This is a genomic window from Cellulosimicrobium sp. JZ28, from assembly GCF_015327065.1.
In the GTDB taxonomy this organism is placed as follows: domain Bacteria; phylum Actinomycetota; class Actinomycetes; order Actinomycetales; family Cellulomonadaceae; genus Cellulosimicrobium; species Cellulosimicrobium funkei.
Map to the genome: position 1 here is coordinate 4,084,481 of NZ_CP017660.1, position 26,138 is coordinate 4,110,618.

A 26,138-nucleotide genomic window follows, 5' to 3' on the forward strand; every position below is an offset into this window, starting at 1 on the left:
GACGACCGCCCGGGTCAGCCGTCGAGGTCCAGCTCGAACCACACGGTCTTGGCCGCGCGGCCGTCGACCGCGTCGTCGCCCGCCGCACCGTCGCCGGCTGCACCGTCGTCGGCCCTGCCACCGTCGGCAGCGCTGTCGGCGCCCGGGTCGTCGTGGAGGTCGACGCCCCAGCGCGACGCGCACCGTTCGAGGAACTGCACGCCCCGGCCGCCCGTCTCCTCCGGCCGCGGCGAGCGCAGCCTCGGCAGCGCCGTCGACCCGTCCTCGACGCCGACCCGCACCACCCGGTGCCCGACCTCGAGCTCCGCCCGGACCGGCGTCGTGCCGTGCTGCACCGCGTTCGTGAGGATCTCGCTCGTCAGGAGCATCGCGACGCGGCGGACCGCGGGCGACACGTCACAGCTCTCGAGCACGTCGTCGACCCACCGCCGCGCGGGGCCGATCGCCGCCGACGTGTGCTCGACCGGCCGCGTCAGCACCGAGGGGCGCCCGGGCGCCGGTGCCCGCGAGACCGTGTGCCGCACGCGCAGGGCGAGGACCGCGACGTCGTCCCGCTGGTCGGCGACGAGGCGGCGGACGAGCGCGTCCGGGACGGCCGACGTCGCGGTGCCCGCGTGCTCGCCGAGGACGGACCGCAGGCCGGCGAGGCGCTCCGCGAACGACGTGCCGCGGCGCTCGACGAGGCCGTCGGTGTAGAGGAGCAGCGTGTCGCCCGGCGCGAGGCGCGTGCGGTGGTCGTGCCGCTGCGTGCTCGGCAGCACCCCCAGCATGAGGTCGGGCGCGGACTCGAGCGGGTCGACCGTCCCGGCGGCGCGCAGCACGAGGGGTGGGGGGTGCCCGGCGTTGGACCACGTGAGGTCGAACCCCTGCGGGGTGCGGTCGAGCCGCACGACGACGGCCGTCGCGCTCGAGTGCAGCGCGAGCCCGCGGTTCGCGCGGTCGAGCAGGCGCAGCAGCACGGCGGGCGGCTCGTCCTGGCACCAGGCGAACGTCCGCAGCATCGACCGGAGCTGGCCCATCTGCGCCGCGGCACGCATGTCGTGCCCGGTGACGTCCCCGATCATGAGCACGCACGCGTCGTCGTCGAGCACCACCGCGTCGTACCAGTCGCCGCCGACCTGGTCCGTGCGGGTCGCGGACGCGTACGTCGCCGCGAGCTCCGCGCCGCGCACCGGCGGCAGCTCGGTGAGCATCGCGGCCTGGAGGGTCGCCGCGACGCGGTGGCGCTCCTCGAGCAGACGGACGCGCTCGACCGCGTGCGCGACGTACGACGCGATCGTCGTCTCCGTCTTCACGGCGTCGTCGTCGAACTCGCGGACCGTGTCCCACGCGAGCGCCACCACGCCCAGGAGGCGGTCGTCCGCGAGCACGGGCACGAACGAGCGCGCCTCGACCGTGTCGGGCGCGATGAGCGACGCGGCCTCGGGGAACCGCTCGCCGTACTGCACGTGGTCGCGGAAGAACAGGGGCTCGCGCGTCCGCGCCGCGGTCGACACGGCCCGGTCCGCGTCCACGCGCATGCGGCGGAACGACGCCGGGACCCCCGGCTCCAGGTGGTCCAGCGTCGTGAACTCGAGGCGGGTGCCGCCGCCGTCGAGCAGGGCGAGGCCGGCGTAGCGCGCGCCGATGGCCGCCCCGACGGCGGCCAGCCGCTCGGCGACGTCGCGGACGGACGTCGCGGCGGCGAACGACTCGGACAGCTCCAGGAGCAGGCGCGACCGCTTGTTCGCCGCGAGCGCGACGCGCTGCATGCGCTTCGCGCGGGCCTGCGCCAGGCGCAGCCGGAGCTCGGACGTGCACGCGGACGCCAGGTCCGCGAGCGTCGCCAGCTCGTCGTCCGACCAGGTGCGGGGCCGCGCGTCGAACGCGCACAGCGACCCGACCGCCCGGCCCTGCGGGTCGAAGATCGGGAAGCCCGCGTAGGCGACGACCCCGATGTCGTCGACGGCCCGCAGCGTGGCCAGGTGGGGGACGGTGCGCGCGTCCTCGACCACGAGCGGGCGCGCCTCGTTCGCCACGAACTGGCAGAACGTGTGGCTGCGGGGGTCCGGCGGGCCGACTGGTACGGCTCGGGCACGCCGTGCGCTCCGGGCAGCACCGCCTCGTCGTCGAGGACCAGCGTGACGAGCGCCGACGACACCCCGAGCTGCCGGTGCACGAGCCGCGCGAAGCGGTCGAACGACTCGTCCGCCGCGGGCTCGGCGAGCCCCGCCTGGACGAGCTCGTGGATCGCCTGGGCGTCGGTCATGGTCCAGTATCACCGGGACGAGCCTGGTCAAACAGCGCAACCCGCCCAGCGCGGCGCGACGCCGGGGGTGAAATCGGACAGAAGGGAACGTCGCGGGCAGGTCCTGCGTGTTCCGCTCGTGAGACGACGACACGACGGCGGCCGCCCGCCGAGCAGGGTGGCACGGTGAGCGCGCGGGACCGCCCCGGGCGGTACGAGCTCGTGCTCGAGCAGGGGGACGGGGAGTTGGGGACGAGGAGCGCGGGCCCGACGACGGGTGGCCGCCCGAGGCGCCGCTCGAGGTCGACGTGGTCGCCCGCCGCACGCGCGACGAGGAGTTCACCGCGTTCATGCGCGAGGCCCGCGACGCGCTGCACCGCATGGCGTACCTCCTGTGCGGGGACCGGCACCGCGCGGAGGAGCTCACGCAGCACGCCCCGGAGCGCACCTACCGCGCCTGGCCCCGCGCGGCGCAGCGCGACCCGCTCGCCTACGCACGCCGCGTCCTGGCGAACCTGCGGATCGACACGTGGCGCCGCACCCGGCGCGAGGTGCTCGCCGGGCCGGACGAGCTCTCGTCCGCCGAAAGAGCAGCCCGTCCGGTGGGGCGCGACGGCGGGGCGGGCACCGCCGCGGTCGACGACCGGGACGCCGTCGTGCGCGCGCTCCTCGCGCTCCCGGTCCGGCAGCGGCGCGTCGTCGTGCTGCGCCACCTGCTCGACCTCAGCGAGAACGAGGTCGCGGCCGAGCTCGGCATGCCCGTCGGCACCGTGAAGTCGACGGCGTCGCGCGGTCTCGCCCGGCTCCGCACCCTCCTCGGCGCCCCCGCCGACGGCGCCCCCACGACCAGCGGAAGGACAGCCCGATGAGCCGCGAGACCGGTTCGACGCCCACCCCGCCCGACGACGACTTCCTCCTGCGGCTGCGACGCTCGGCCGACGACGCCGTCCCGCCCTCCACGCTCGACCTCGACGTGGTCCTGCGGTCGAGCCGACGCGGTGCGCAGCGGCGCCGGTCCCTCGCGGGGGTCGCGGGCGTCGTCGCGCTGGGGCTCGTCGGGACGGGCGTCGTCACGGCGGGCGGCCCCGGCGGCGTGCGCGAGCTCGCGCGCGAGGTCGTCACCGGCTCCCCGGGGTACGAGGTGCTCGTCGACGAGCCGACCACGGTCGACGTCGCGCCCGGCGTCGTCGCCGTCGCCGAACCCGCCACGTACCTGCGCGACGACGGCACGTACGTCCTCGACCTCGGCCTCGGCGCGTGGCGCGACGGCGAGCGGTTCCTCGTCGAGTACGACCCGGCGCCGTCGGCCGGCGAGGATGCGCGGGGTCTGCGGGTCCTCACGGGAGACGACGACGACCTCGCCGCCCTGCGCGGGGGCGACGACGCCGGGACCCTCGTGCACGACGGCTTCCAGCACCTGATGCTGCTCCAGCGTGCCGGCGGGGAGGACGGGCTCGTGCTGAGCGTGCAGTCGTCCAGCACCTCGGCCGGGTCGGACCCGTCGTGGGAGCGCGAGCGCCATCAGACATGGGTGGCCGTGGCCGGGGAGCCGCCGGGCGCCACCGGCCCGACGTTCCGGCTCCCCGACGCCTGGGCGGGCGGGGTGTTCCTCAACGCCGCGCTCTTCGGGCCGGAGGCGGGACGGGTGACGGACGTCCGCGGCGTCCTGTCCTCCACGACGTACTCGGACGGGACCTCGAACTCCCTCGACACCTGCGGCTCGCCGCTGACCGACCCGCGCCAGGACCGAGCCTGCCGGTTCTCGTACGACCCGTCGACACGCGAGGTGGTGCCGGTCGAGGCGCCGCCCTCCGTGCTCGACCGGTCGGTCCTCGACCGCCTCCTCCCGGTCATCGCCGAACCCAGAGACGAGCAGGAGACCGGGCTCCGGACGTGCCTCGCCGCGCGGGGGGCCGAGCCGGACGTGCTGCCGAGCCGCTGGGGCCTCGACCCGAGCGGTGTGGACGGGGACGCCTGGCGACAGTGCCAGATCGACGTGTCTCTGGTCTCGTCGGCGCGTTTCGCGGAGTGGGCCGAAGCGATCGCGGCCGGACCGTGACCGCCACCCCGGCGCGGGGGCTCGGCTCCAGGTTCCGCCGCGGGCGGCACGAGCCCGTCAGGTGCCCCCGCGGGCCCGGAGGTCCGTGACGGCGTGCTCGGCGCCCTGCGCGTCGAGGTAGGTGCCGCCGCGGACCTCGGGGACGAGCGCGGCGTCGGGCCCGGACGTGAAGCGGTGCACGAGCGGGTGCCCGGTGGGGACGTCGAGCTCCTGGACCTCCTCGGGCGTGAGGTCGTCGACGAGCACGGACAGGGCGCGCAGCGAGTTGCCGTGCCCGACGACGAGCGCCGCCTCCCCGTGCAGGAGCCGCGCGCGGGTGGCGGCCCAGAAGGGGCGCAGGCGCTCGACGACGTCCGCGAGGGACTCGGCGTCCGGCCGCAGGGTGGCGCGCGCGGCGTCGGGCAGGCGCAGGAGCGTGTCGTCGACGAGGGCGCGCGCCGGGTCGTCGTCGGCGAGCGGCGGCGGCCGGTGCAGGTACGACCGGCGGTAGCGCCAGTAGGCGGCCTCGCCGTAGTCGCGGCGGACGACGTCGCGCAGCTTGTCGGTGAACGCGCCGTAGTGCCGCTCGACGAGCCGCCACTCGACCGCGAGCGGCGGGGGCCCGGGCAGGGCCTCGGCCACGACGGCGGCCGTCGCGGACGCGCGCACGAGCGGCGAGGTCACGACGCGCCGCGGGGCGAGCGCGGGCTCGCGCGCGACGGAGTCCGCGAGGAGCCGCGCCGCGCGGCGTGCCTCGGCGACCCCGACGTCGGAGAGCGGCACGTCGAGCAGCCCGGTGAAGCGGTCGCCCGCGTTGAACGTGCTCTGCCCGTGCCGCACGAGCACGAGCGCCCCGGGTGACGGGTCCACGCGTCAGACCTCGAGCAGCCCGCGCTGGTGCGCGAGCGACACGGCCTCGGCGCGCCCCGACGCCCCGAGCTTGGCGAGGACGTTCGACACGTGCACGCTCACGGTCTTCCCGGAGATGAACAGGCGCTCGCCGATCTGTCGGTTGGTCAGACCCTGCGCGACGAGCAGCAGGACCTCCTCCTCGCGCTCGGTGAGGACGGCCGTCGTGGACCGGCGGACGCCGGGCAGGTCGAGGCGACCGCGCCGCCCGAGCGCGCGGACCGCCTCGGCGAGCGGCGCGGCGCCCATGGCCTCGGCCTCCTCGAGCGCCTGCGCCGCCTCGATCTCGGCGGCGTTGCGGTCGCCCGCCCCGAGCAGGGCCTGGGCCCACCGGAACCGGGACCGCGCGACCTCGTACCGGTAGCCGTAGTCGAAGAGGCGCGTCGTCTCCTCCCACAGCGCGGGGTCGTCCGTGCCGGTGAGGCGGGAGTGCTCCGCCGCCGCGCGCGCGAGCCACGCGCGGCCCTCCGGCCCGAGCCGCCCCCGCGGGGGCGGCCGCGCTCGGCGGTCGTGCGGGCGGCGTCGAGCAGCTCGGCCCCGCGAGCGACGAGCTCCCGGACGGTCGCGGCCCCGGCCGCGCCCTGGAGGCGGGCGGCGTCCGCGGCGTCGGCGAGGGCAGCGAGCGCGAGGGCGGAGATCCAGATGCGGCCCAGGAAGTAGTCGCTCCACGTGCGGCCCAGGTGGTCGACGAGCTCGACGGCGAGCGCCACCGCCTCGTCGCGGCGCCCGGCCCACGTGAGGGCGTCGATCGAGCACCCGCCCGAGATGAGCGCGATCTGCCCGTCCCGGAACCAGTCGCGCCGCAGCGCCGTGCCCCGCGCGATCGCGTCCGCGTCGCCGCGCGCGACGGCGGCGTAGAGCTGGACGCACGACAGCTGCGGCGCGGAGCCCTCGGGCATGGTCTCGCCCGCGGTGTCCGTGGGGGTGAGGTCGCCGAGCACGTACCGGACGAGGTCGCGGAACAGGCGCAGCTCGACGCCGTACGCGCTCCACCCGAGGCCGGTCGCCCGCGCGCGGTCGAGGCCGTCCTCCGTGACCTGCAGGGCCTCGTCGATGCGCCCCGCGTAGTAGCGGTTCGCGGCGATGTTGTACCAGCAGCGCAGCTCGGTGAGGATGTCGCCCGCCTCGACCGCGCGCTCGCGCGCCTGGGCGAGCAGCACCGCGGCGCGGTCGTCGTCGGCGACCTCGAGGATCGCCATCGTGGTCAGCACGTCGGCCTCCACGTCGGGCGCGTCGAGGCGGTGCGCGACGTCGATCGCCTCGGCCGCGACCTCGGCGGCGAGCTCGTCGAGGTCGGCGTTCATCGCGGCGCGCGCCCGCATGGCCAGCGTCCACGCGCGGTCGAGCGACGGCGGCTCGACGGGCAGGACGGCGAGCGCCGCCTCGGTGTGCGCGAGGGTCTCCTCGACCTCCTCCGTGCCGAGCAGGTACCGGGACAGCACGTGCCGCAGCGACGCCTGCCGCATCGGGTCGTCGGCGGTGCCCTCGACGACGCGCCGCGCCAGCGCCACCGCGCGGTCCGGCTCGCCCGCGCGGCTCGCGGCCCCGGCGGCGGCGAGCGCGACGGTGACGCGGTCCTCGCCGAGGAGGGTCGCGGCGTCGGGCACGGCCTGCCACAGCGCGAGCACCTGCTCGAGGTGCCGGAGCTCCTCCGCGGGCGCGAGCACGCGCGCCGCCTTGCGCGCCGCGGCGCGCGACGCGGTGAGCGCGGCCGGGAGGTCGTGCGCGGCGAGCGCGTGGTGGGCCCGCAGGGCGGGGGAGCCGAGCGCCGGGTCGTCGTCGAGCGCCGCGAGGTACGCGCGGTGCACGCCGACGCGCTCGCCCGGGAGCAGGTCGGACGCGACCGCCTCGGCGAGCAGCGCGTGCCGGAACACGACCGTGTCGCGCGCGCCGTCGCCCTCGACCGCGAGGACGTGGTGCGCGATGGCCTCGCGCAGCGCGGCGTCGAACGGACGCCCGGACGACCGGTCCGCGGGCTCGCCCTCGTCGGTGTCCCGCGCCAGCGCGGCCCGCAGGAGCGGCTCGCTCACCTGGCGTCCCGAGACCGACGCGACGCGCACGAGGTGCTGGACGGCCGGGTCGAGCCCCTCCAAACGGGCGCGCAGCACGTCCGCGAGCGACCACGGCAGCTCGTCGCCCAGGCCCGACTCGACGAGCTCCTCCGCGAAGTAGGCGTTCCCCTCGGAGCGCGTGCGCACGGACTCGAACGCGGCGGGCGGCAGCGGGCTGCCGGCGAGCGCCGTCGTGAACTCCCGCAGCTCGCGCTCGGTGAAGGGCGAGAGCTGCACGTGCTCGACGCGCGGGTGGCGCAGCAGCTCCGCGAGCACCGGGCGCAGAGGGTGGCGGCGGTGCAGGTCGTCCGCGCGGTAGCTCGCGACGACGAGGACGTGCTCCGCGCGCAGGCGTGCGACGACGAAGCGCAGGACGTCGCGGCTCGACGGGTCCGCCCAGTGCAGGTCCTCGACGACGAGCACGAGCGGCGCCTCGGGCGTCCCGGACGCCGCGATCGCGGCGGCGACGCTCTCGAAGAGCTGGAGGCGCTCGCCCTGGCTCTGCTCGTCGTCGGCCGGGGTGCCGGCGTCGAGCAGGCGTGCGAGCGCGGGACGGGCCGCGACCGTCTCGTCGACGGCGGGGTGCTGGGCGCGCAGGGTCGTGAGCGCCTCGGAGAACGGGAGGTAGGGGAGGCCGACCTCGCCGAGGTCGACGCAGTGGCTCCACACCACCGTCGCGCCCGTGCCTGCCGCGAGCTCCGCCGCGCGCGTGAGGAGGCGCGTCTTGCCCACCCCCGCGTCCGCACCGACGAGCACGACGCCCGGCTCGCCGCGGCGCGCGCGCTCGACCGCCGCGGCGAGCACGTCGAGCTCGGCCGCGCGGGCCACGAAGGGCGCGCGCGTGGAGGGTCGGGGCACGGTCCCCATCCTCGCAGCGGGCACCGACACGTGACCAGCCGATCGGCCGCCCCCGGCCGGACGGGAGACCTCGCCGGACACGACGACGCCGCCGGCGAGTGGTGCCTCGTCGGCGGCGTCGGGCGGCGCGGTCACCGCGCCGGGTGGTCGTGGCGACGACGACGGCCGCGCCACCAGTGCAGCAGCGCGGGCTCGTCGTGCCGCAGGTCCGCCCGCAGGCGCTCGGCGCGGTACTCGAGGTCCGCGTCGAACGTCGGATCGATGTGCGTGCTCATGGTCGTCCCCGTCTCCCAGGCTCCCTGCCTGTCCGACACTCACAGTCGTCCTGAGCACCGGGCCGTCGCATCGGTCGACCGCGCACCGTTCGTCCGGGGGTGCCTTAGGCCGGGCGTCGCCCGTGGCCCGAGGCGTCTGAGGTGGGCTCCCGCGTCTAAGGCATCGGCGCGTCCGTCCGTGTCCGGTCCTGGGGCGGTCGCGGTGCTCCCCGCCCTGAGATGCGGGTGAGGGGGTCGCGCGCAGGCTGGGGAGACCAGCCGAGCACCGAGGAGGCACGATGCGAGCCATGACGTACCGCGGGCCGTACAAGGTCCGGGTCGAGGAGAAGCCGGAGCCGGTGATCGAGCACCCGAACGACGCCGTCGTCCGGGTCACGCGGGCGGCGATCTGCGGCTCCGACCTGCACCTCTACCACGGGATGATGCCCGACACCCGGGTCGGTCACACGTTCGGCCACGAGATCGTCGGGGTCGTGGAGGAGGTCGGCCCGTCGGTGCGGAACCTCAGCGTGGGGGACCGCGTGATGGTGCCGTTCAACATCTACTGCGGCTCGTGCTTCTTCTGCGCGAGGGGCCTCTACTCGAACTGCCACAACGTCAACCCCAACGCGACGGCCGTGGGCGGCATCTACGGCTACTCGCACACGACCGGCGGGTACGACGGCGGTCAGGCGCAGTACGTCCGCGTCCCCTTCGCGGACGTCGGTCCGTCGGTGATCCCGGACTGGCTCCACCCCGAGGACGCGCTCCTGTGCACCGACGCGCTCGCGACCGGGTACTTCGGCGCGCAGCTCGCGGAGATCACCGCGGGCGACGTCGTGGTGGTCCTGGGCGCCGGCCCGGTCGGGCTCTTCGCGGCCCGCACGGCGTGGCTGCTCGGCGCGGCGCGCGTCATCGTCGTCGACCACCTGGACTACCGGCTCGCCAAGGCCCGCGAGTTCGCGCTCGCGGAGACGGTGAACTTCACCGAGGTCGACGACGTCGTCCTGCACCTCAAGAAGGAGACGGACTGGCTCGGTGCCGACCGCGTGATCGACGCCGTCGGGGCCGAGGCCGACGGCAACCTGCTCCAGCACGTCACGAGCGCGAAGCTCAAGCTGCAGGCGGGTTCGCCGGTCGCGCTCAACTGGGCGATCGACGCCGTGCGCAAGGGCGGCACCGTGTCCGTCATGGGCGCCTACGGCCCGCTGTTCACGTCGGTGAAGTTCGGCGACGCGATGAACAAGGGGCTCACGCTCCGCATGAACCAGGCCCCCGTGAAGCGGCAGTGGCCCCGGCTCCTGGAGCACGTCCGCGCGGGCTACCTCACGCCGCGCGACGTCATCACCCACCACGTGCCGCTCGAGCACATCGCCGAGGGCTACCACATCTTCTCCGCCAAGCTCGACGGGTGCATCAAGCCCGTCGTCGTCGTGGACGAGGACTGAGGAGGAGCACCATGACGCACGCCGCACCGCTCGACCCGACCACCGCGACCCGGCCCCCGGCCACGGAGACGCCGTACGTCGCCGGCCCCGCACGGCGACCCGTGGACGCCGACGCGCTCCGCGCTCGCGTCCCCGGCTGGGGCGTCGACCTCGACCCGAGGGACCGGCCGTCGTACCCGCGCGAGGTCTACGACCCCGCGGCCACGGGTGCCCACTGGGACGTCCCCGAGCAGCAGCCCGAGCTCCGGCCGCGCGAGCGGTCGGTCGAGCACGCGCACCTGACCCCCGTGTTCGGCACGTCGGCACCGCTGCACGGGGCGTCCGGGGCGGTCCGGCGGTACGCGTACCGCCGGTTCAGCGAGGGCCGGGCGGCCCACTGGCTGCTGCTCCTGGCGGGCGACCGCGTCGACGCCGTCGAGAGCCACGTGCGGTCGTTCGCCTCGCTGCACCCGGACGACCCGGTGACCGAGACCGGCGTCGTCGGCGAGCTCCACGGGCACGGGATCCGGTCGCGGCGCGGGCGGGTCGACACGCGGCATCAGGTCCTCGACCCGGTCCTCGTGGCGGGGCCGTGGGTCGCGGCGGCCGGGGTCGGGGTGTGGGCCCTGCGGGCGCTCGCGCGCCGCGCCCGGCACTGAGACCGGCATCGAGACCGGCACCGGGACCGGCGGCGCGGGACGCGGCGACGCGATCCGCGGTCAGTCCGTCTCCAGCTCCGTCTCCAGCTCCGTCGCGAGGACCGGTCGTCCGCCGAGCGGCTGGACCGGGCGCGCGTTGCCCCGGGGGAACTCGGGCCCGTCGAAGAGCTCCTCCAGCCCGCTCACCTGTCCCGACGAGAGCGAGCGGACGTCCTTCGCCACGAACCAGGTGACGGTCTCGGAGCAGGGCGGCGTCGTGAGCGACCCCGCGTAGGAGTAGACGTCCAGGTCGTCCGGGACGACGCGGTCGAGGGCGAGCGTGACCCGGCGCGCGTCGTCCTCCGGGGAGCCCGGCAGGTCGGACAGGACCGGGCGCAGCGCCGCGTCCGCCGCACGTTCGCGGTAGAGCAGGCCCACGACCGCCAGGCTGCCGTCCGGCGCGGCATGGACCAGGTGCAGCTCCACGGGCTGCGCCACCCCGGAGAGACGGTGCTCGCTCGGCGTGTGGAAGTGGAGCTGACGCAGCTCGTAGGCGGCGCCGCCCACGTCGAGCGTGCCCGCGCCGGCCGGCACGTCGACCTGCACGGTGTGCCCGGTGTGCCGCACCGTCACCTCGCTCGACCGCGCGTAGTCCAGCGTGACGTCCTCGACGGGAGTGCCGTCGGCGTCGACGGCGGACCCCCGGCGGATGTCGACCGGCGACTGCGCGGCGCCCTCGCAGGTCGGGTAGTGGTCGCCCCAGGTCTCCGGTCCTCGCTCGGCGTAGTCCCAGCCGCCCGAGGCGGACGCCGGGACCAGGAAGCCCGTCGCCACGACGGCGACGCCCACGGCGGTCGCCCGTACTCCGGTCCTGCGCACGGCACGAGTCATCCTCGACGCCTCCCCTTGTCGTTCCGACGCGGCCGGGCGGTCGCTCGGTCGCGTCCAGGACGCTAGGAGCGTCCCGAGACGCTGGACAACACCCCTACGTGCTCTCCGTACGCGGCCGCGCACGGGGGTACGGGACGACCCGTACCGATCGTGGTGTGTCCTGCGTCACTCCTCCCGTTGCCAACGGCGGGACCCCGGCGCAGACTGGACGAAGGACCGGACCCGCTGTGGGGGTGACCTCGTGACCGACACCTACGACATGCTGCCGATGCTGGGCCGTGGCAAGCACCGCAACCCGAAGAAGGGTGCGTGCTTCATGGAGCTCGCGTCGTATCTCGCGGGAGAGCGCTGGAGCGACCATCCACGGTGCACCCATCCGCTGCTCGCGATGCTCGCGCGCGCCGTGAACGACCTCACGGTCGACCCGGAGCGTCCGAGGCTCGCGCCGCTCATCCCGTCCGTCATCGGGCTGACGAGCGACGACCCGCACTGGGACGTGCGCATCGCGCTGCGCGCCGCCGTGACGGCGCTGCCGATCGCCCCGGCGGACCGGCAGCAGACGCTCGCGGTGGCCATTATCGGTGCCGAGAAGATGCTCGACGTCCTCGACGACCGCCCCGCGGGCACGCTGAGCGCCGAGTCGGCCGACGCGCTCGCGAGCTGCCCGCGCACCGCGCGGTGGGCGCAGCGGTTCTGCGAGGGCGCGCGACTGCGGCCCACGCGGTTCGTGCGCGACGCCGCACCGAGCATCATCTCCGCGGCGGTGCAGGGCATCGCCGAGGCATGCGTGAGCGACCCGGACGAGCGGCTGCGCGCGCTGCTCTCCGCGACGATCGACGACTGCCGTGCCTGGGCTGCGGCAGAACCCGCGCCTGCTCTCGACCCCGAGGCGTGGGCGCCGGTCGTCCGGGCCGCCGGGGCGGGGGCGCGGTGACGACGGACCGCGCGCCGAACGTCAACGGCGAAGGTCTCGACGACCCTGTGCTCGCGGCCGCCCTCGCCACCGCGGTACGTGTCGAGGTGCCGCCGAGCGGCACCGGGTGCGCCGAGTGCGACGAGGCCGGCGGCTGGTGGGTGCACCTGCGCCGGTGCGCGACGTGCGGGCACGTCGGCTGCTGCGACACGTCGCCCGCGCAGCACGCGACCGCGCACTACGACGAGACCGGCCACCGGCTCATGCGCTCGTTCGAGCCGGGTGAGGAGTGGTACTGGGACTTCGAGACCGAGCAGGTGCTCGAGGGCCCGCACCTCGCCGCGCCGCTGTCCCGGCCGCCCGAGCAGGGGTCGCCCGGCCCTGCCGACCGCGTGCCGCCCGACTGGACGTCGCTCATCCACCGCTGACGGGGCGCTGCCGGCGCAGCCCGGACAGGCCCGCGGAGCGGCCGGTGCTCAGGGCGAGGTGCTCCACAGGAACAGGTCGGTCGCTCCGGCGAGCGCGAGGGCGTCTCGGACGTAGTCGCTGCAGCCCAGGATCGTCGGCGGGGCGGGCGCGCCGGCGGCGATCAGGAGGAGGCCGACGCCGGCGGAGTCCAGGAACGTGACTCGCGAGGCGTCGATGTGGAGTGGTCCACCGGTCGTGCCCAGGCGGTGCTTCGCGGCCTGGACGACCGCGTAGTCGACCTCGCCCCAGAGCTCCCACGTGTCGGCCGTGGCGTGCAGGCCCCCGTGCAGCGGGTCGGTGGGATGTGCGGCCGGGGTGCTCTCGTGAGCCATGCGGGTGCCTGTTTCTGTGGAGGCCGGCCGACGCGGGAACTCTGTCGGCTCCCAACCTCCCACACTTGCGGCGTCAGCGGGCTGCCGACCCTCACGCCCGAGGCGGTCGCGCACCACCTCGACCCCTCGCGCACGCGCCGACGGGGCGGCGCGGCGTCTGCCCCCGCGACCCCGATCTGGTGTTCCGTGGTGTGACCTGTTGTCTTTTTCTGGTGGAAGTTGTTTGATTCTGGGGAGACGTTGTGCGGTGCGCCAAGGACGGCGACCGCCGGAGCATCGGGGCCCGGTTCGCCGCCGCGTCGTGCAGTCCCTGGATTCACTCGACGAGGAGGAAGCACGGATGCAGTCCATGACAGCGGTAGCACCCCCACGGGGCAGACCGGCGAGGATCTTGGCGGCGGCACTGGCCGCCGCGCTCACGGTGCCCCTGGCCGTGGCGACGGCGGCGGGGGCGACCGCGACGCCGTCGGCCCCGACCGACGAGGCCACGCAGGACGTCGCGGCCCAGGACCTCGCCCTCGACAACGGGCTCAAGGGCGAGTACTTCCTGTCCGGCGGACCCGGCTGGCCGCTCACCGACCTCAAGGCCACGATCCCCGACCAGCGGATCGAGTTCCCCAACCTGGTCCCGACGTTCGCCGAGCTCACCGGCCGCGGCGAGCGCACGTCCGCGCGCTGGACGGGGCAGATCACGCCCGACTACAGCGAGGCGTACACGTTCTCCGCGATCGGCGACAACGGGTTCCGGCTGTGGATCGACGACCGGCTCGTCATCGACCACTGGGTCGACGACTGGGACGTCGAGCAGACGTCCGCGCCGGTGCAGCTCCAGGCGGGCCAGGAGTACGCGTTCCGCATGGAGATGTTCCAGAACACCGGCGGGTCGCACCTCCGGTTGCGGTGGCAGAGCCCTTCGCAGCAACGTGAGATCGTGCCGACCGACGCCTTCACGTACCCCGACGACTTCGTCGTCTTCCCCGCGCAGGCCGCGCTCGAGAGCGACGGCACGAGCCTCAACGTGGCGTTCGAGGGCGCCGCGGGCGGCGTCGACGAGAGCCTCGTCGACCACCTCAAGGTCCAGGTCGACCAGCTCGCGTGGCCCGTCGCGCAGGTCGCGGCGCAGGGCGACGTCCTCGGCATCACGCTGGCCGAGCCCGTCGACCGCGCGTCGACCGCGCGCCTCGTCTACGACGGCGAGGGCGACCTGACGGTCGGCGGCGAGAAGGTCGGGCCGCTCAACCTGCCGGTCACGAACGGTTCCGAGTTCCGGATCCAGACCCCGTGGGCCGACGACTTCGACCCGACGAACCCGCTGCCGGAGTACCCGCGTCCCCAGCTCACGCGCGACGCGTGGCAGAACCTCAACGGCGTGTGGCAGTTCGAGGCGGCGGAGTCCGACGACGCCGTGCCGAGCGGCCGCGACCTCGACGAGGAGATCGTCGTCCCGTACGCGGTCGAGTCCGCGCTGTCGGGCATCGAGCGGCGCGAGGACGACATGTTCTACCGCCGCACCTTCGAGGTGCCGCAGGACTGGGCGGTCGGGAGCGACAACCGGCTGCGCCTGAACTTCGGTGCGGTCGACTACGTCGCGACGGCGTACGTGAACGGCCAGGAGGTCGGCACGCACCGCGGCGGCTACGACGCGTTCTCGTTCGACGTCACCGACGCGCTCGTCGCGGGCGCGGAGCAGGAGCTCGTCGTGCGCGTCGTCGACACGACGGACGGCAGCAACCAGGCCGTCGGCAAGCAGACGCTCAACCCGGGCGGCATCTTCTACACCCCGACGTCGGGCATCTGGCAGACGGTGTGGATGGAGCCCGTCCCGGTGGCGGCGATCGACGCCGTCGTCACGACGCCCGACGTCGAGGCCGGCGTCCTCGCGGTGACCGCGCAGTCGGCCTCCGCGTCCGACGCCGCCCAGGTCACCGCCGTCGTGCGGGACGCGGACGGCACCGAGGTCGGGACCGCGACCGGCGCCGCGAACGAGCTGCTCGCGGTCGAGATCCCGGACGCGCACCTGTGGTCGCCCGACGACCCGTACCTCTACGACGTCGACGTCACGCTCACCGACGGGGACTCGACCGACACCGTGGCGTCGTACGCGGGCATGCGCTCGATCGAGGTCTCCGAGGTGGACGGCGTCCAGCGCATCCTGCTGAACGGCGAGAGGACCTTCCTCATGTCGACGCTCGACCAGGGCTACTGGCCGGACGGCATCTACACGCCCGCGTCCGACGAGGCGTACGTGTTCGACCTCCAGGCGCACAAGGACCTGGGCTTCAACACGGTGCGCAAGCACATCAAGGTCGAGCCGGCCCGCTGGTACCACCACGCCGACACGCTGGGCCTCATGGTCTGGCAGGACATCCCGAGCGGGTGGTTCGACAACGGCGACACGGACCCGGCGTCGCGCGTCTTCTGGGAGCAGGAGATGAAGACGATCATCGACCAGCACCGCTCGGTGCCGTCGATCGTCGGCTGGGTGACGTTCAACGAGGGCTGGGGCGAGTGGAACCTCGCCGACACGGCGCGGATCGGCAACGTGATCGACGAGTACGACCCGAGCCGCATCCTCAACACGCACTCCGGCTACAACTGCTGCGCGTCCAAGGGTGACTCCAAGACGGGCGACATCATCGACTGGCACCAGTACACCGGCCCGGCCCTGCCGAAGCCGGACGCCACGCGCGCCGCGATCGACGGCGAGCACGGCGGCTTCTCGATGAGCGTCCCGGGCCACATGTGGCCGGGCGTGTCCGCCAACCCGTACGGCGGGGTCGCGAACAGCGAGGCGCTGACCGACGCGTACGTGCAGAACACCGAGAAGCTCGTGCGGCCGGCGCAGTGCTACCTGTCCGGCTCGGTGTACACGGAGATCTCCGACGTCGAGAACGAGCTGAACGGCTTCTGGACGTACGACCGCCGCGTGCTCAAGATGGACGCCGCGCGCGTCAAGGACGTCAACGAGCGGGTCGTCGCGGCGGCGGTGCAGGGCTCCGCGCCCGTCGACCCGGGCACCCCGGGGCTGACCGGCACGGGCCGCTGGTCGTTCGACGAGGGCCAGGGCACGACGGCGGCCGACGGCGTCGGCGACCACGCGGCGTCGGGCACGGGCACGTGGGTCGCCGGTCACGGCGACAGCGGGTCCGCGATCAAGCTCGACGGCACGAACCAGTCGTTCACGACCGAGGGGCCCGTCGTCGACACGACCGGTTCCTACACGGTGTCCGCATGGGTCCAGCTCGACAAGACGCCCGGCGGTGCGTGGTCGACGATCGTCGGCCAGGACTCGGTCACGGGCTCGAGCGCGTTCTACCTCCAGTACGGCGGGGGCGGCCGGTGGGCCTTCTCGTACGACGGCGAGCCGCGCGCGGAGTACGTCGTGCAGCCCGTGCTGGGCGACTGGTACCACGTCGTGGGCGTCCGCGACGCGGCCGACCAGAAGCTCAAGCTCTACGTCAACGGCGAGCTCGTCGGCCAGTCCGACGTGTGCGGCGGCACCACGCCGTCCGGTCCGCTGACGATCGGGCGCGGGCAGTGGAGCGGCAACCCGGTCGACTACTGGCCGGGCACGATCGACGACGTGCGCGTCTTCGACCGCGCGCTGTCCGACGCCGAGGTCGCCCAGGTCTACGCCGGTGACGACGGCGAGGAGCCGACGCTCGACGTGATCGTCACGGCCGAGACCCGCTGCCTCGCGGGCAAGGCCTACGTGGCCGTGCGCGCGACGAACGGCGAGGACGTCCCCGTGGACGTCACGCTCGCCACGCCGTTCGGGACCAAGGCGGTCACCGCCGTGGCCCCGGGGGCGAACGCGTACCAGTCGTTCGCGGTGCGCGCCCCGTCCGCGGAGGCGGGCGAGGCGACCGTCACCGCCACGGCGACGGTCGACGGCGAGCAGGTCAGCACGGAGGTCGTCGCGCCGTACGGCGCGACCACCTGCGGCTGACGGCCGACCGGCGCCGCAGCGCGGCACCGGCCCGGGGTCGTCCCCCGCCCGTCACGGGCGGGGGGCGACCCCTCGTCGTACCCCCGTGCGACCGCAGCACCCCGGCGCACCACCCCGGGAACCCGCGTCGTCGCGCCGGTCAGGCCACGGGCGCGCCGCGCTCGGAGGGCAGCTCGGCGGACGTCTCGCCCGGCATCTCGGCCGTCCCGGACACCGGGGCGTCCTCCGGGCCGGTCCGGAGCACGACGAGCGCGACGTCGTCCTCGCCCGGCCCCGGCAGCATCCGCGTGAGCGCCGCCTCGACGACCTCCTCGATGGGCCCGCGGTGCGTGCCCTCCAGCGCGCGGGCGAGGTCGGCCAGGTCGTCGCGCAGGTTGTGGCCGCGACGCTCCACGAGCCCGTCGGTGTACAGCACGAGCGTGTCGTCCGGGTAGAGCTCGACCGTGTGCTCGGTCCGCACGGTGCCCTGGGAGAGCCCGAGCGGCAGGTCGTTGCGCCGCGTGAGCGTGTCGACGCGGCCGTCCGCGCGCACGAGCATCGGCGGCAGGTGCCCCGCGCTCGACCACCGCACCGTCCGGGCCCCGCGGCGACGCTGCTCCGGGCTCTGCTCGATGCGCGCGAGGACCAGCGTCGCGATCGCGCCGCTCCCCAGCGCGAGCCCCTGCACCGCCGTGTCCACGCGCTCGAGGATGCGCGCCGGCGACTCCCCGCTGTCGTAGCCGATCGCCCGCACCAGCCCGCGCAGCTGCCCCATCATCACCGCCGCCGCGAGGTCGTGGCCGACGACGTCGCCCACCACGAGGGTCGTCGCGCCGTCGGGCGTCACGAACCCGTCGTACCAGTCGCCGCCGATGTCGCGGTCGAGCGCGGCGGGCTGGTAGTGCACCGCGACCTGGAGGTGGTCGGGGTCGGGCGGCTCGGTGAGCACCGCCTGCTGGAGCGCGAGCGCGACCTCGCGCATCTGCGCCGTCTGCTCCTCCGAGCGCTCGACCCGCAGCCGCAGCGCGTCCATCGTCGTGCGCAGGCGGACGGCGTCGCGCAGCGCGGCGCCGACCGTCGCGGCCAGGCCGGCGAGGTACCGCGCGTAGTCGCGGTCCCAGGGGCGCAGGGGGCTCGCCCGGAGCACGAGGATCCCGGCCACGCCGCCGCGCACCGCGTCGCGCAGCGGCTTGACGACGAGACCCTGCGAGACGACGCGCTGGCGGGTCCGGAACACGCGCTCGACGAGGCGGGTCTCCGCCGGCTCCGCCTCCGGGCCGACCGACCCGACCACGCGGGGGCGCGCGCCGCGCACGTCGTAGAACGCGGCGCGCGCGACGTCGGGGCTCCCGGCGAGGACGTCGAGCACGGGGCGGCCGAACGTCGCCAGGTCGGTGAACGTCGTCGGGAGCGCGCCCTGGAGCTCCCCGAGCATCGCGAGGCGGCGTTGGTTGACGACCGCCAGGGTCGTCTCCGTCGAGATGTCGAGCACGCCCGCGATGCGGCCGTCGTCGTCCCGCAGCGGGCTGTAGGAGAAGGTGAAGAACGTCTCCTCGTCGTAGCCGGAGCGGTTCATCACGAGGTGCAGGTCCCGGTCCGACGACGCGCGCCCGGTGCGCAGGACCTCGTCGAACAGCGGCCCGACCTCGTCCCAGATCTCCGCCCACACCACCGCCGCCGGGGCGCCCAGCGCGCCCGCGTGCTTGGCCGTGCCCAGCATCTCCTCGTAGCCGTCGTTGTAGATCAGCGTGAGGTCCGGCCCCCAGACGAGCATGACGGGGAACTGCGTCGAGAAGCACAGGCGGACGGCGTGGCGCAGCGCCTCGGGCCACTCGTCGGGCGGGCCCAGCGGTGTCCGCTCCCACGCGACCTCGCGCGCCTGCCGACCCACGGCGCACTGCGCCGTGGCGTCGACGAACCACTCGGCATCCATCCGCGCATCGTAGGCGAACGGCCGTCGCCCGCTCCCTGGACGGCGTCCGCCCGTGCGGACGGGCGGCCGGTCTCGCGCGGCGGGTCCGCCCGTCGGTCGACGCCGCAGGTCGGCTAGGGTGTGCCCGGCCCGACGGCGGCCACCGGACCGCGGGCCGCTCGCCCGCGCCGGCCGGCAGGACCGAGACCGACAGGGGCGTGGACGTGCAGCGCAACCTCGTCCACGTGTTCGACGTGACGGGCGCGGACCCGGCGCTGCTCGACGACGACCCGACCGTCCGCCGCTGCCTCGACGCGATCGTCCGCGAGGCCGGGATGACGCCGCTCGGGGAGGTGTCCCACCGCTTCGAGCCGCAGGGCACCAGCGTCGTGCTGCTGCTCGCGGAGTCGCACCTCGCCGTGCACACCTGGCCCGAGGACGGCACGGCCTACGTGACCCTCACGACGTGCCGCGCCCCGGCGTCGGCCACGTTCACGGACGACGTGCGCGCGCTCCTCGCCGCGGAGCTCGGGGCCGCCGACGTCGCCGTGCGGAGCCTCGTGTGAGCAGGACGCCCCGCCCGCGGCTCGCGATGCGCGTCGGCGAGGACCTCGTCGGCGCCCCGCCGCAGCGCGCGACGCCGCGCGCCGTCGCCGTGCTCTCGACCGTGCACGGCGGCTCCACGTTCACGTGGGAGGAGTGGCAGCTCCTCGCCCACGACGGCTCCGACGTCTGGGTCGAGTACGACCACGACACGCGCGACGTGACGCTCCTGCACCCGACCGAGCCGTGGCCGCCCGTCGTCGACCTCGCGGGCCTGCAGACCGGCCGGACCCTCGGGCTGACGCTCGAGGGGCGCCAGCACACGCTCACGGTGCGCGAGCACGGGACGGGGCGCGTCGAGCACGTCGAGGGGCAGTTCGCCGAGCCGTTCGCCGTCGGGCAGGAGGTCGAGTACGTCGACCTCTCGGCCCACGGGACGATCGTCTCGATCGAGCGCACCACCGGACCGCTCGGCCCCGTCACGTCCGTCTACCACGGGCGTCGTCTCGACGTCGCCGAGCAGCAGCGCCTGTTCGGCCGTCGCGTCGCGCCGCGCACGGTCCCCGGCGGGCGGTTCGTCGCCTTCGCGGTCGCGGCGGTCGTGCTGCTCGGTCTCGGGTCGTGCGCCGCCCGCGCCGCCTCGGGCAGCGCGTCGTGCACGCCCCGGTCCGTCGTCACGACGTCGCCCACCACGGGCCAGGTCGCCACGACCGACGACGGCACGTGCGTGCGGCGCACCGTCTACGGCGGGGGCGGCGGAGGGCTCGGCAAGTGACCCGACCCGCGCCCGCCCGTCCCGGCCCCGAACCCCTGCACCCGTCCGCCCGTCCCACGACCCGAACCCGGGAGACCCCGTGATCTCAGCCGCCGCCCCGCTGGCGTTCCTCTGGTCCTTCTTCTCGACCGTCCTCTACTCGGTGCTCGGCATCGTGCTGCTGCTCGTCACGCTCGTGGTCGCGAACAAGGTGTTCCGGCTCAACCTGCACCGCGAGCTCGTCGACGAGCACAACGTCGCGTTCGGCGTGATGATCGCGGGCCTCGCCGTGGCGATCGGCCTCATCATCGCGGGGACGATCAGCTCCTGACCGTGCTCGACCAGCAGGAGGTCCCGCCCGGCGGCCCGCCCGGGGCGGGCGCGGCGGCGGACCGCGACGTGCCCGCCGGGCGGTCGGGAGCGCGCCACCTCGACCGGCCGACGGTGTTCGCCGCCGCGCTCCTCGTCGCCGTCGGCGGGCTCGTCTACGAGCTCATCCTCGGGACGGCGGCGTCGTACCTGTTCGGCGACTCGGTCGTCGCGTTCTCCGTCGCGACGGGGCTCACGCTGTTCGGCATGGGCCTGGGCTCGCTCCTCGCGCCGCGCCTGCAGCGCACCGCGGGGCTGAGCTTCGTGCGCAACGAGCTCGTGCTCTCGCTCCTGGGCGGGACGTCGGTGCTCGCGCTGTTCTGGGCGTACGCGGCGACGGAGCTCGCGTGGGTCGTGTTCGTCGTGCTGTCGCTCGCGATCGGGACGGCGATCGGCGTCGAGATCCCGCTCCTCGTGGCGGTGCTCAAGGAGCGGGGGAGCGAGGGCTCCGTCTCGCTGCTGTCGAAGGTGCTCGCGCTCGACTACTTCGGGGCGCTCGCCGCCTCGCTGCTGTTCCCGTTCCTGCTGCTCCCGTACCTCGGCCTCGTGCGCACCGCGTTCGCGGTCGCCGTGCTCAACGTCGCCGTCGCGGGGTTCATGCTCGCGCGCATGGGCCACCCGCCGCGGTGGTCGGTGCTCGCGGGCGTCACGCTCGTCGTGCTCCTCGCCGGGTTCGCGGCGTCGTCGTGGCTCGAGGCGCGCATCAGCGCGGGGATGTACCAGGACCCGGTCGTCGCGCAGGAGCGCAGCGCCTACCAGCAGGTCGTCGTGACCGCGTACCAGGGCGACACGCGGCTCTACCTCGACAACCAGCTCCAGTTCTCCTCCGTCGACGAGGCGCGGTACCACGAGACGCTCGCGCACGCGGCGATGACGTCCGTCGCGGCGCCCGCGTCCGTCGCGATCCTCGGCGGCGGCGACGGCCTCCTTGCGCGCGAGGTCCTGCGCTACGGCTCGGTCCAGGACGTCACGCTCGTCGACCTCGACCCCGCCGTCACCGACCTCGCGCGCGAGAACCGGCTCCTCACCGCCGTGAACGAGCACGCGCTCGACGACCCCCGCGTCACGGTCGTCAACGCCGACGCGTTCCGCTGGGTCGAGGACACGCCGCAGACTTTCGACGTCGTGCTCGTCGACCTCGTCGACCCGTCCTCCGAGCGCGTCGCCAAGCTCTACTCGCAGGAGTTCTACGGCATGGTCGCCGCGCACCTGCGGCCCGGCGGCGCGTTCGCGACGCAGGCGACGTCGTCGTACTTCACGCCCGACGCGTTCTGGCAGGTGGTCTCGACCGTCCGCGCTGCGGCGCCCGGGCGCACCGTCGTGCCGCTCACCGTCAACGTGCCCTCCTTCGGGGAGTGGGGCTTCGCGCTCTCGCTCCCGGGCGGACCGGCCGACGTCGTGCCCGGCCCCTTCGCGCGCACGCCCCTCCCGGACGGGCTGCGCTTCCACGACGCCGCGTCCCTCGCGGCGACCACGCGCCTCCCGGCCGACAACCCGCCGCGGGACCTGCCGCCGTCGACCCTGCTGTCCCCGACGGTCCAGCGCACGTACCAGGAGGACATGCGCGCCTGGCGCTACTGACGCGGCGCCGGCGGGACGACGTCGGGCGTCAGAGCACGGACGGGAGCTGGTCGCGCGAGGTGATGCCCAGCTTCCGGAAGATCCGGTAGACGTGGTTGTCGACGGTGCGGTCGCTGAGCACGAGCTCGCGCGCGACGTCCTTGTTGCTCAGCCCGCGCGCGACGAGCCGGGCGACCTCGCGCTCGCGCGGGCTCAGGGTGTCGACGGGCGCGACGGGCGGCACGAGCAGGTCCAGCTCCTCGCCCGCGGTCGCCACGAGGGCGTGGAGCCGGTGCGCCTCGTCGGTGGCGAGGGCGGTGCGACCGTCGTCGCGCAGCAGCCGGACGGCGGTCGCGTGGGCCTGGGTGCCGTGCAGCACGAGGCCGCGGGCGCGCAGGTCGTCGGCGGCCGCGAGGAGCGCCTCGGGCGTGCGGTCGGCGGCGGCGGCGACGTAGCGGCCGAGGGCGGGCAGGAGGGTGCCCTGCGCGGCGGCCGCGTGCTCCGCGACCCGCCGGGCGCGGCGCGCGTCGGGCCAGAGGGTCACGAGCCAGGCTGCGTCGAAGAGCGCGGCGAGGAGGTACCCGCGGCGGTCCATCACCTCGACGAGCTCCCACGCCGCGCGCGTCGCGGCCTCGGGCCCGGCCTGGCCGGTCGCGAGCGCGAGCTCCGCGGCGAGCGGGTGCGGCCGGGCGAGCGGCGTGGACGCCGCGAGGAGCTGCAGCGCGTCGAGCTGGTGCGCGAGCGAGCGCGCGCTCGTGACGTTCCCCTCCCGGAGCGAGAGCTCGGCGCCGAGGCAGCGCAGTCCCGCGCGCGTGCTCGGGCGCAGGGGCGCGTGCGCGCCGGCGGCGAAGACGCTCGTCAGGTGCTCGCGCAGGGTCGTGAACCGGCCCTGGAGGTAGAGGCCGAGGGCGATCACGTAGCCGTGGGGCTCGATCTCCCAGACCGCGAACCGGTCCCGGGCCTGGTCGAGGAGGCGGCGCGAGCGCTCGACGGCCGCCTCGACCTCTCCGGCGCACAGGAGCGTGAACGAGCGCCACGAGGCGCCGTCCTGGCGGTCGGCGGCCTGCGGCACGACGAGGTCGTCGAGCATCTCGGCCGCGTCGTCGCACCGACCCCGGGCGAGCAGCACCTCGGCACGGACGAGCCCCACCACGTCACCGGGCCCGACGAGCAACGACGCGGTCGACGACGGCTCCGCGCTCTCGTCGGTCGCGGGACGGGGGAGCGAGGGCGGGAGCTCGGCGGACGGTCCGGTGCCCTCGACGTCGCCGACCGCGAGCAGGACGTGCTGGGCGACCGCGACCAGGACGGCGTCGTCGGCCTCCGTGGTCCCGGCCGGCTCCAGCAGCGCGAGGGCAGCGTCGCGCTCGTGCCGCACGACCGCGCGGTAGACGGCCTCCCACGCGACGAGGAAGCTCTCGCGACCGGGCTCCTCGGGGACGAGGTCGTGCGCGCGCGAGAGCACGTGCTCCACCACGTCGGGCGCGGCGTCGTCGTTGACGAGCGCCTCGAGGTACCGGACGGTGTTCCGTGTGGTCGGGGTGCGCTCCCACGCGTCCCGGCTCGCGAGCAGCTGGGCGGCGGCATGCCGCCGCAGGGCGCGACCGAGGATGGCCGCCGACTCGCGCGACGCGGCCCAGCCGGTCGGGACGGCGGCGTCGGCGGTGCGCGCGAGGGGGTCCCACTCGTCCGCCCGGCCGCTGCCGAGCGCGTCGGCGACCTGCTCCGCCGCGCGCAGCGCTCGTGCGCCCCCCGACTGCCGGAGGAGCTCCCCGACGAGCGGCGGGTAGAGCGTCACCGTCGTGCGACCTTCGGCCTCGACGAAGCGGACCAGGCCGTGGTCGTCGAGCGCGACGAGCACGGGCCAGGGCAGGAACCGGTGCACCGTCCCGAGCTCCGCGGCGCCGGTCGCCGCGAGCGCCCAGACGCCGTCCACCTCCTCGGGCGACAGCCCGCTGACCAGGCGGCCGACGTCGCCGGCGAGCGCCGAGGTCACGAGGTCCCGGCGCGCGACCCAGGTCCCCGACTCCTCGACGAGGCGGCCGGCGCGCCGGGCCTCGGTGGCGACGGACCGGACCAGGCCGGGCAGGCCGCCGGACAGGCCGTACAGGCGACCGGCGACACCGGCGTCGAGGTCGCCGCCGAGCAGCGCGCTCGCGGTGGCGTGCATCTCCTCGAAGGCGAGGGGCGGCATCGGCAGCGCGGTCGCGGGTCGGCCGCCGAGCACGGTCTCGACCGGGGCCGCGGGGTAGGGCGGGCGCTGGCTCAGCACGACGGTGGCGTCCTGGCGGGCGGAGACCGCCCCGAGGACCGCGGCGGAGGTGTCGTCGAGCGCGTCGGCGTCGTCCGCGAGGAGGACCGCCGGCCCGGTGCCGAGCGCCCGCTCGACGGCGTCGACCGCGCGCCCGAGCGACACGGGCCGGCCGGGGGCGGCGTCGAGCACCCCGGCGAGGACGAGCGACTCGAGCGGACGCGGCGCGCCGGGGCCGATGCCCGCGAGGGACAGGACGTGCCGGTCGTCGTCGAGGACGGCGGCCCGGACGCGCGCGAGGAGCGTGGACCGGCCGGAGCCCGGGAGCCCGGAGACCACGACCGACGTGCCCTCGCGCACCGCGCCGAGCACGGTGTCGACGAGGGACGCGCGTGGCCCCGGGGCGCTCACGGGGCGGTCAGGCGCGTGTCCGCTGCCGTTGTGCGCGGGCCTGCGCGTCGCGGTAGACCCGCAGCCGCTCGACCTGGAGCTCGCCGAGCGTGGGGGCGTCCACCTCGTCGGCGAACGCCTCGGAGAGCTGGCGGAGGATGTCGGTCTCGAGGGCGTCGAGCTCCTCGAGCCGACGGCGGTCTCCCGGGCTCAGCAGGGGCCACGTCTCGGTGTAGGTCGGTGCGTGCTCGCTCACCTGCCCATGGTCGGCTCTCCGGCGCGGTCTCGCAGGTCGACGGCGGCCGTCAGACGGCGGGGCGGGTCACCGCGGCGAGCGCGTCGAGCGCACTGAACGGGTCGTCGGGCCGGGCCGGGTCGGCGCTGGTGGCGACGAGGACGACGCTCGACACCCCGCCCGCGCCGAGCTCGGCGAGCCGCGCGCGGAAGGCCTCGGGCGACCCGACGACGGCGAGCGCGTCGACCCACGCGTCGGGCATCGCGGCGGCGAAGTCGTCGGGGGTGGCGCTCGCGTCGCGCAGGGCGCGGAACGCGTCGGCGAAGGGCAGCGGGTCGATCTGGGCCGACCAGTCGGCCTCGCCGAGGACCGCGAGGTAGGGGCGGACGATCTCGCGGGCCGTCGCGACGTCGTCGTGCACGGCGCCGACGGAGAACGCGACGACGCGGTGCGCGGGCGGGGCCGCGTCCCCGGCGCTCGCGCGCCCGGCGTCGATCGCGGCGCGCGCGACGGCGAGGTACTCGGGGGTCACGGGCATGTCGAGGATGGTCCCGTCCGCGACGCGGCCCGAGACCTCGAGCGACCGCGGGCCGCGCACCCCGGCGAGCACGGGCGGCGGCGAGGCGGGCGCGGCGTGGAGGGCGACGTCGTCGACGGTGACGTAGCGGCCCGCGACGCTGACGCGCTCGCCGTGCAGCAGGGCGCGCACGGTCGCGGTGGTCTCCTCGAGCATCGCGAGCGGGCTCGCGGGCCACACGCCGATCTGCCGCATCCACGCCGGCATGCCGTGCCCGAGCCCGAGGTGCAGGCGGCCGGGGTGCAGGGCGGCCAGCGTGCCGGCCTCCATCGCGGTGGTCGACGGCGCACGCGTGGCGGCGGGCAGGATCCCGATGCCGACGGTGAGGCGCTGGGTCGCGGCGAGGACCGTCGCGGCCTGCGCGATCCCGCCGTGGAAGGTGAGGTCCTCGACGACCCACAGCTCGTCGAGGCCGACCTCCTCCGCGCGGCGCGCGAACGGCACGATGAGGTCGGCGGGGAGCTCGCGCGGGAGGATCACGCCGAGCGCTGGGGTCGTCGTCGAGGTCGCCATGCGGCGACCGTACCGTGATAGCGCTCCCACCCGTGACGACGTGCGGCTCTCCGGGACAAAAGTCCTGGCCGGGAGCGCCCCGGCCCGCCTACGGTCGGGC

The 26,138-nt window shown here is 75.4% G+C and carries 22 protein-coding genes; 11 read left to right on the forward strand and 11 right to left on the reverse strand.

Translation table 11 applies throughout. The annotated features are described in order from the left end of the window. Nucleotides 1–14: 14 nt before the first annotated feature. Nucleotides 15–2,018, reverse strand: coding sequence for a SpoIIE family protein phosphatase (locus BJP59_RS18350; RefSeq protein WP_442861518.1), 2,004 nt, complete (start codon nucleotides 2,016–2,018; stop codon nucleotides 15–17). Nucleotides 2,019–2,535: 517 nt separating this feature from the next. On the opposite strand from BJP59_RS18350, the gene BJP59_RS18355 reads away from it, so the two are divergent. Both BJP59_RS18355 and BJP59_RS18360 read left to right on the forward strand, forming a co-directional pair. Then, nucleotides 2,536–3,096, forward strand: coding sequence for a SigE family RNA polymerase sigma factor (locus BJP59_RS18355; RefSeq protein ID WP_228485174.1), 561 nt, complete (start codon nucleotides 2,536–2,538; stop codon nucleotides 3,094–3,096). After that, nucleotides 3,093–4,286: a hypothetical protein gene (locus tag BJP59_RS18360; RefSeq protein WP_194521691.1), complete on the forward strand. Its 1,194-nt coding sequence runs from the start codon at nucleotides 3,093–3,095 to the stop codon at nucleotides 4,284–4,286. Before BJP59_RS18355 ends, BJP59_RS18360 begins: the two co-directional genes overlap by 4 nt. Nucleotides 4,287–4,343: 57 nt before the next feature. Here the strand turns inward: BJP59_RS18360 and BJP59_RS18365 are convergent, their stop codons facing one another. The 4 genes from BJP59_RS18365 to BJP59_RS18375 form a co-directional block, all read right to left on the reverse strand. Next, nucleotides 4,344–5,135, reverse strand: coding sequence for a 2,3-bisphosphoglycerate-dependent phosphoglycerate mutase (locus tag BJP59_RS18365; RefSeq protein WP_194521692.1), 792 nt, complete (start codon nucleotides 5,133–5,135; stop codon nucleotides 4,344–4,346). A gap of 3 nt (nucleotides 5,136–5,138) precedes the next feature. Further along, the gene (locus BJP59_RS18370; RefSeq protein WP_228076049.1) at nucleotides 5,139–5,363 is read right to left on the reverse strand and encodes a helix-turn-helix domain-containing protein; all 225 of its coding nucleotides are present in this window, start codon (nucleotides 5,361–5,363) and stop codon (nucleotides 5,139–5,141) included. Continuing rightward, on the reverse strand, nucleotides 5,282–8,083 hold the full coding sequence (locus BJP59_RS20040) for an ATP-binding protein (protein WP_228485175.1): 2,802 nt from the start codon (nucleotides 8,081–8,083) through the stop codon (nucleotides 5,282–5,284). Before BJP59_RS20040 ends, BJP59_RS18370 begins: the two co-directional genes overlap by 82 nt. A gap of 131 nt (nucleotides 8,084–8,214) precedes the next feature. Continuing rightward, nucleotides 8,215–8,358 carry a hypothetical protein gene (locus BJP59_RS18375; RefSeq protein WP_158097151.1) on the reverse strand — a complete coding sequence of 48 codons (144 nt, stop codon included), beginning with the start codon at nucleotides 8,356–8,358 and terminating at the stop codon, nucleotides 8,215–8,217. A gap of 278 nt (nucleotides 8,359–8,636) precedes the next feature. Between BJP59_RS18375 and BJP59_RS18380 the strand changes: the two genes are divergently transcribed. Next, nucleotides 8,637–9,785 carry a zinc-dependent alcohol dehydrogenase gene (locus BJP59_RS18380; protein ID WP_031316519.1) on the forward strand — a complete coding sequence of 383 codons (1,149 nt, stop codon included), beginning with the start codon at nucleotides 8,637–8,639 and terminating at the stop codon, nucleotides 9,783–9,785. 11 nt (nucleotides 9,786–9,796) lie between these two features. After that, nucleotides 9,797–10,423, forward strand: coding sequence for a hypothetical protein (locus BJP59_RS18385; protein ID WP_228485176.1), 627 nt, complete (start codon nucleotides 9,797–9,799; stop codon nucleotides 10,421–10,423). Between the two features lie 60 nt (nucleotides 10,424–10,483). Here BJP59_RS18385 and BJP59_RS18390 read toward each other — a convergent pair whose 3' ends face one another. Then, nucleotides 10,484–11,293, reverse strand: coding sequence for a carbonic anhydrase (locus tag BJP59_RS18390; protein ID WP_194521693.1), 810 nt, complete (start codon nucleotides 11,291–11,293; stop codon nucleotides 10,484–10,486). 241 nt (nucleotides 11,294–11,534) lie between these two features. Here BJP59_RS18390 and BJP59_RS18395 point away from each other — a divergent pair, with 241 nt between their 5' ends. Together BJP59_RS18395 and BJP59_RS18400 are read left to right on the forward strand one after the other, a co-directional pair. Continuing rightward, entirely contained in the window at nucleotides 11,535–12,227 is a 693-nt protein-coding gene (locus tag BJP59_RS18395) for a hypothetical protein (RefSeq protein WP_021480893.1), read from the forward strand. 47 nt (nucleotides 12,228–12,274) lie between these two features. Continuing rightward, nucleotides 12,275–12,634 carry a UBP-type zinc finger domain-containing protein gene (locus BJP59_RS18400; protein ID WP_086149696.1) on the forward strand — a complete coding sequence of 120 codons (360 nt, stop codon included), beginning with the start codon at nucleotides 12,275–12,277 and terminating at the stop codon, nucleotides 12,632–12,634. Nucleotides 12,635–12,682: 48 nt separating this feature from the next. Here the strand turns inward: BJP59_RS18400 and BJP59_RS18405 are convergent, their stop codons facing one another. Then, nucleotides 12,683–13,006, reverse strand: a complete 324-nt coding sequence (locus BJP59_RS18405) for an STAS domain-containing protein (RefSeq protein WP_194521694.1) — start codon at nucleotides 13,004–13,006, stop codon at nucleotides 12,683–12,685. A gap of 391 nt (nucleotides 13,007–13,397) precedes the next feature. On the opposite strand from BJP59_RS18405, the gene BJP59_RS18410 reads away from it, so the two are divergent. After that, nucleotides 13,398–16,955 carry a LamG-like jellyroll fold domain-containing protein gene (locus BJP59_RS18410; RefSeq protein WP_228485177.1) on the forward strand — a complete coding sequence of 1,186 codons (3,558 nt, stop codon included), beginning with the start codon at nucleotides 13,398–13,400 and terminating at the stop codon, nucleotides 16,953–16,955. A gap of 139 nt (nucleotides 16,956–17,094) precedes the next feature. On the opposite strand, the gene BJP59_RS18415 is transcribed toward BJP59_RS18410, so the two are convergent. Beyond that, a complete protein-coding gene (locus BJP59_RS18415; protein WP_194521696.1) occupies nucleotides 17,095–18,867 on the reverse strand; it encodes a SpoIIE family protein phosphatase in 1,773 nt (590 codons plus the stop codon). A gap of 197 nt (nucleotides 18,868–19,064) precedes the next feature. Between BJP59_RS18415 and BJP59_RS18420 the strand changes: the two genes are divergently transcribed. The 4 genes from BJP59_RS18420 (at nucleotide 19,065) to BJP59_RS18435 (ending at nucleotide 22,093) form a co-directional block, all read left to right on the forward strand. After that, on the forward strand, nucleotides 19,065–19,412 hold the full coding sequence (locus BJP59_RS18420; RefSeq protein ID WP_061268374.1) for an S-adenosylmethionine decarboxylase family protein: 348 nt from the start codon (nucleotides 19,065–19,067) through the stop codon (nucleotides 19,410–19,412). Then, nucleotides 19,409–20,164, forward strand: a complete 756-nt coding sequence (locus BJP59_RS18425) for a DUF4178 domain-containing protein (RefSeq protein ID WP_171467235.1) — start codon at nucleotides 19,409–19,411, stop codon at nucleotides 20,162–20,164. The genes BJP59_RS18420 and BJP59_RS18425 overlap by 4 nt, the downstream gene beginning before the upstream one ends. Before the next feature lie 79 nt (nucleotides 20,165–20,243). Continuing rightward, on the forward strand, nucleotides 20,244–20,474 hold the full coding sequence (locus BJP59_RS18430) for a DUF350 domain-containing protein (RefSeq protein WP_034656213.1): 231 nt from the start codon (nucleotides 20,244–20,246) through the stop codon (nucleotides 20,472–20,474). Between the two features lie 2 nt (nucleotides 20,475–20,476). After that, a complete protein-coding gene (locus BJP59_RS18435) occupies nucleotides 20,477–22,093 on the forward strand; it encodes a polyamine aminopropyltransferase (RefSeq protein ID WP_228485178.1) in 1,617 nt (538 codons plus the stop codon). A 28-nt stretch (nucleotides 22,094–22,121) separates the two neighbouring features. Here the strand turns inward: BJP59_RS18435 and BJP59_RS18440 are convergent, their stop codons facing one another. The 3 genes from BJP59_RS18440 to BJP59_RS18450 are packed head-to-tail and all read right to left on the reverse strand — an operon-like array spanning nucleotide 22,122 to nucleotide 26,038. Then, nucleotides 22,122–24,734: a LuxR C-terminal-related transcriptional regulator gene (locus tag BJP59_RS18440; protein WP_194521697.1), complete on the reverse strand. Its 2,613-nt coding sequence runs from the start codon at nucleotides 24,732–24,734 to the stop codon at nucleotides 22,122–22,124. Between the two features lie 7 nt (nucleotides 24,735–24,741). Beyond that, on the reverse strand, nucleotides 24,742–24,969 hold the full coding sequence (locus tag BJP59_RS18445) for a hypothetical protein (RefSeq protein ID WP_034656217.1): 228 nt from the start codon (nucleotides 24,967–24,969) through the stop codon (nucleotides 24,742–24,744). Nucleotides 24,970–25,018: 49 nt separating this feature from the next. Next, on the reverse strand, nucleotides 25,019–26,038 hold the full coding sequence (locus BJP59_RS18450) for an LLM class flavin-dependent oxidoreductase (RefSeq protein ID WP_194521698.1): 1,020 nt from the start codon (nucleotides 26,036–26,038) through the stop codon (nucleotides 25,019–25,021). Between the last annotated feature and the right edge of the window lie 100 nt (nucleotides 26,039–26,138).

What these genes read in the sequence shown, in the direction of transcription:
- BJP59_RS18415 (WP_194521696.1), bottom strand. Translation starts at nt 18,867, where the DNA reads ATGGATGCCGAGTGGTTCGTCGACGCCACGGCGCAGTGCGCCGTGGGT.
- BJP59_RS18390 (WP_194521693.1), bottom strand. Translation starts at nt 11,293, where the DNA reads ATGACTCGTGCCGTGCGCAGGACCGGAGTACGGGCGACCGCCGTGGGC.
- BJP59_RS18405 (WP_194521694.1), bottom strand. Translation starts at nt 13,006, where the DNA reads ATGGCTCACGAGAGCACCCCGGCCGCACATCCCACCGACCCGCTGCAC.
- BJP59_RS18385 (WP_228485176.1), top strand. Translation starts at nt 9,797, where the DNA reads ATGACGCACGCCGCACCGCTCGACCCGACCACCGCGACCCGGCCCCCG.
- BJP59_RS18375 (WP_158097151.1), bottom strand. Translation starts at nt 8,358, where the DNA reads ATGAGCACGCACATCGATCCGACGTTCGACGCGGACCTCGAGTACCGC.
- BJP59_RS18450 (WP_194521698.1), bottom strand. Translation starts at nt 26,038, where the DNA reads ATGGCGACCTCGACGACGACCCCAGCGCTCGGCGTGATCCTCCCGCGC.
- BJP59_RS18360 (WP_194521691.1), top strand. Translation starts at nt 3,093, where the DNA reads ATGAGCCGCGAGACCGGTTCGACGCCCACCCCGCCCGACGACGACTTC.
- BJP59_RS18380 (WP_031316519.1), top strand. Translation starts at nt 8,637, where the DNA reads ATGCGAGCCATGACGTACCGCGGGCCGTACAAGGTCCGGGTCGAGGAG.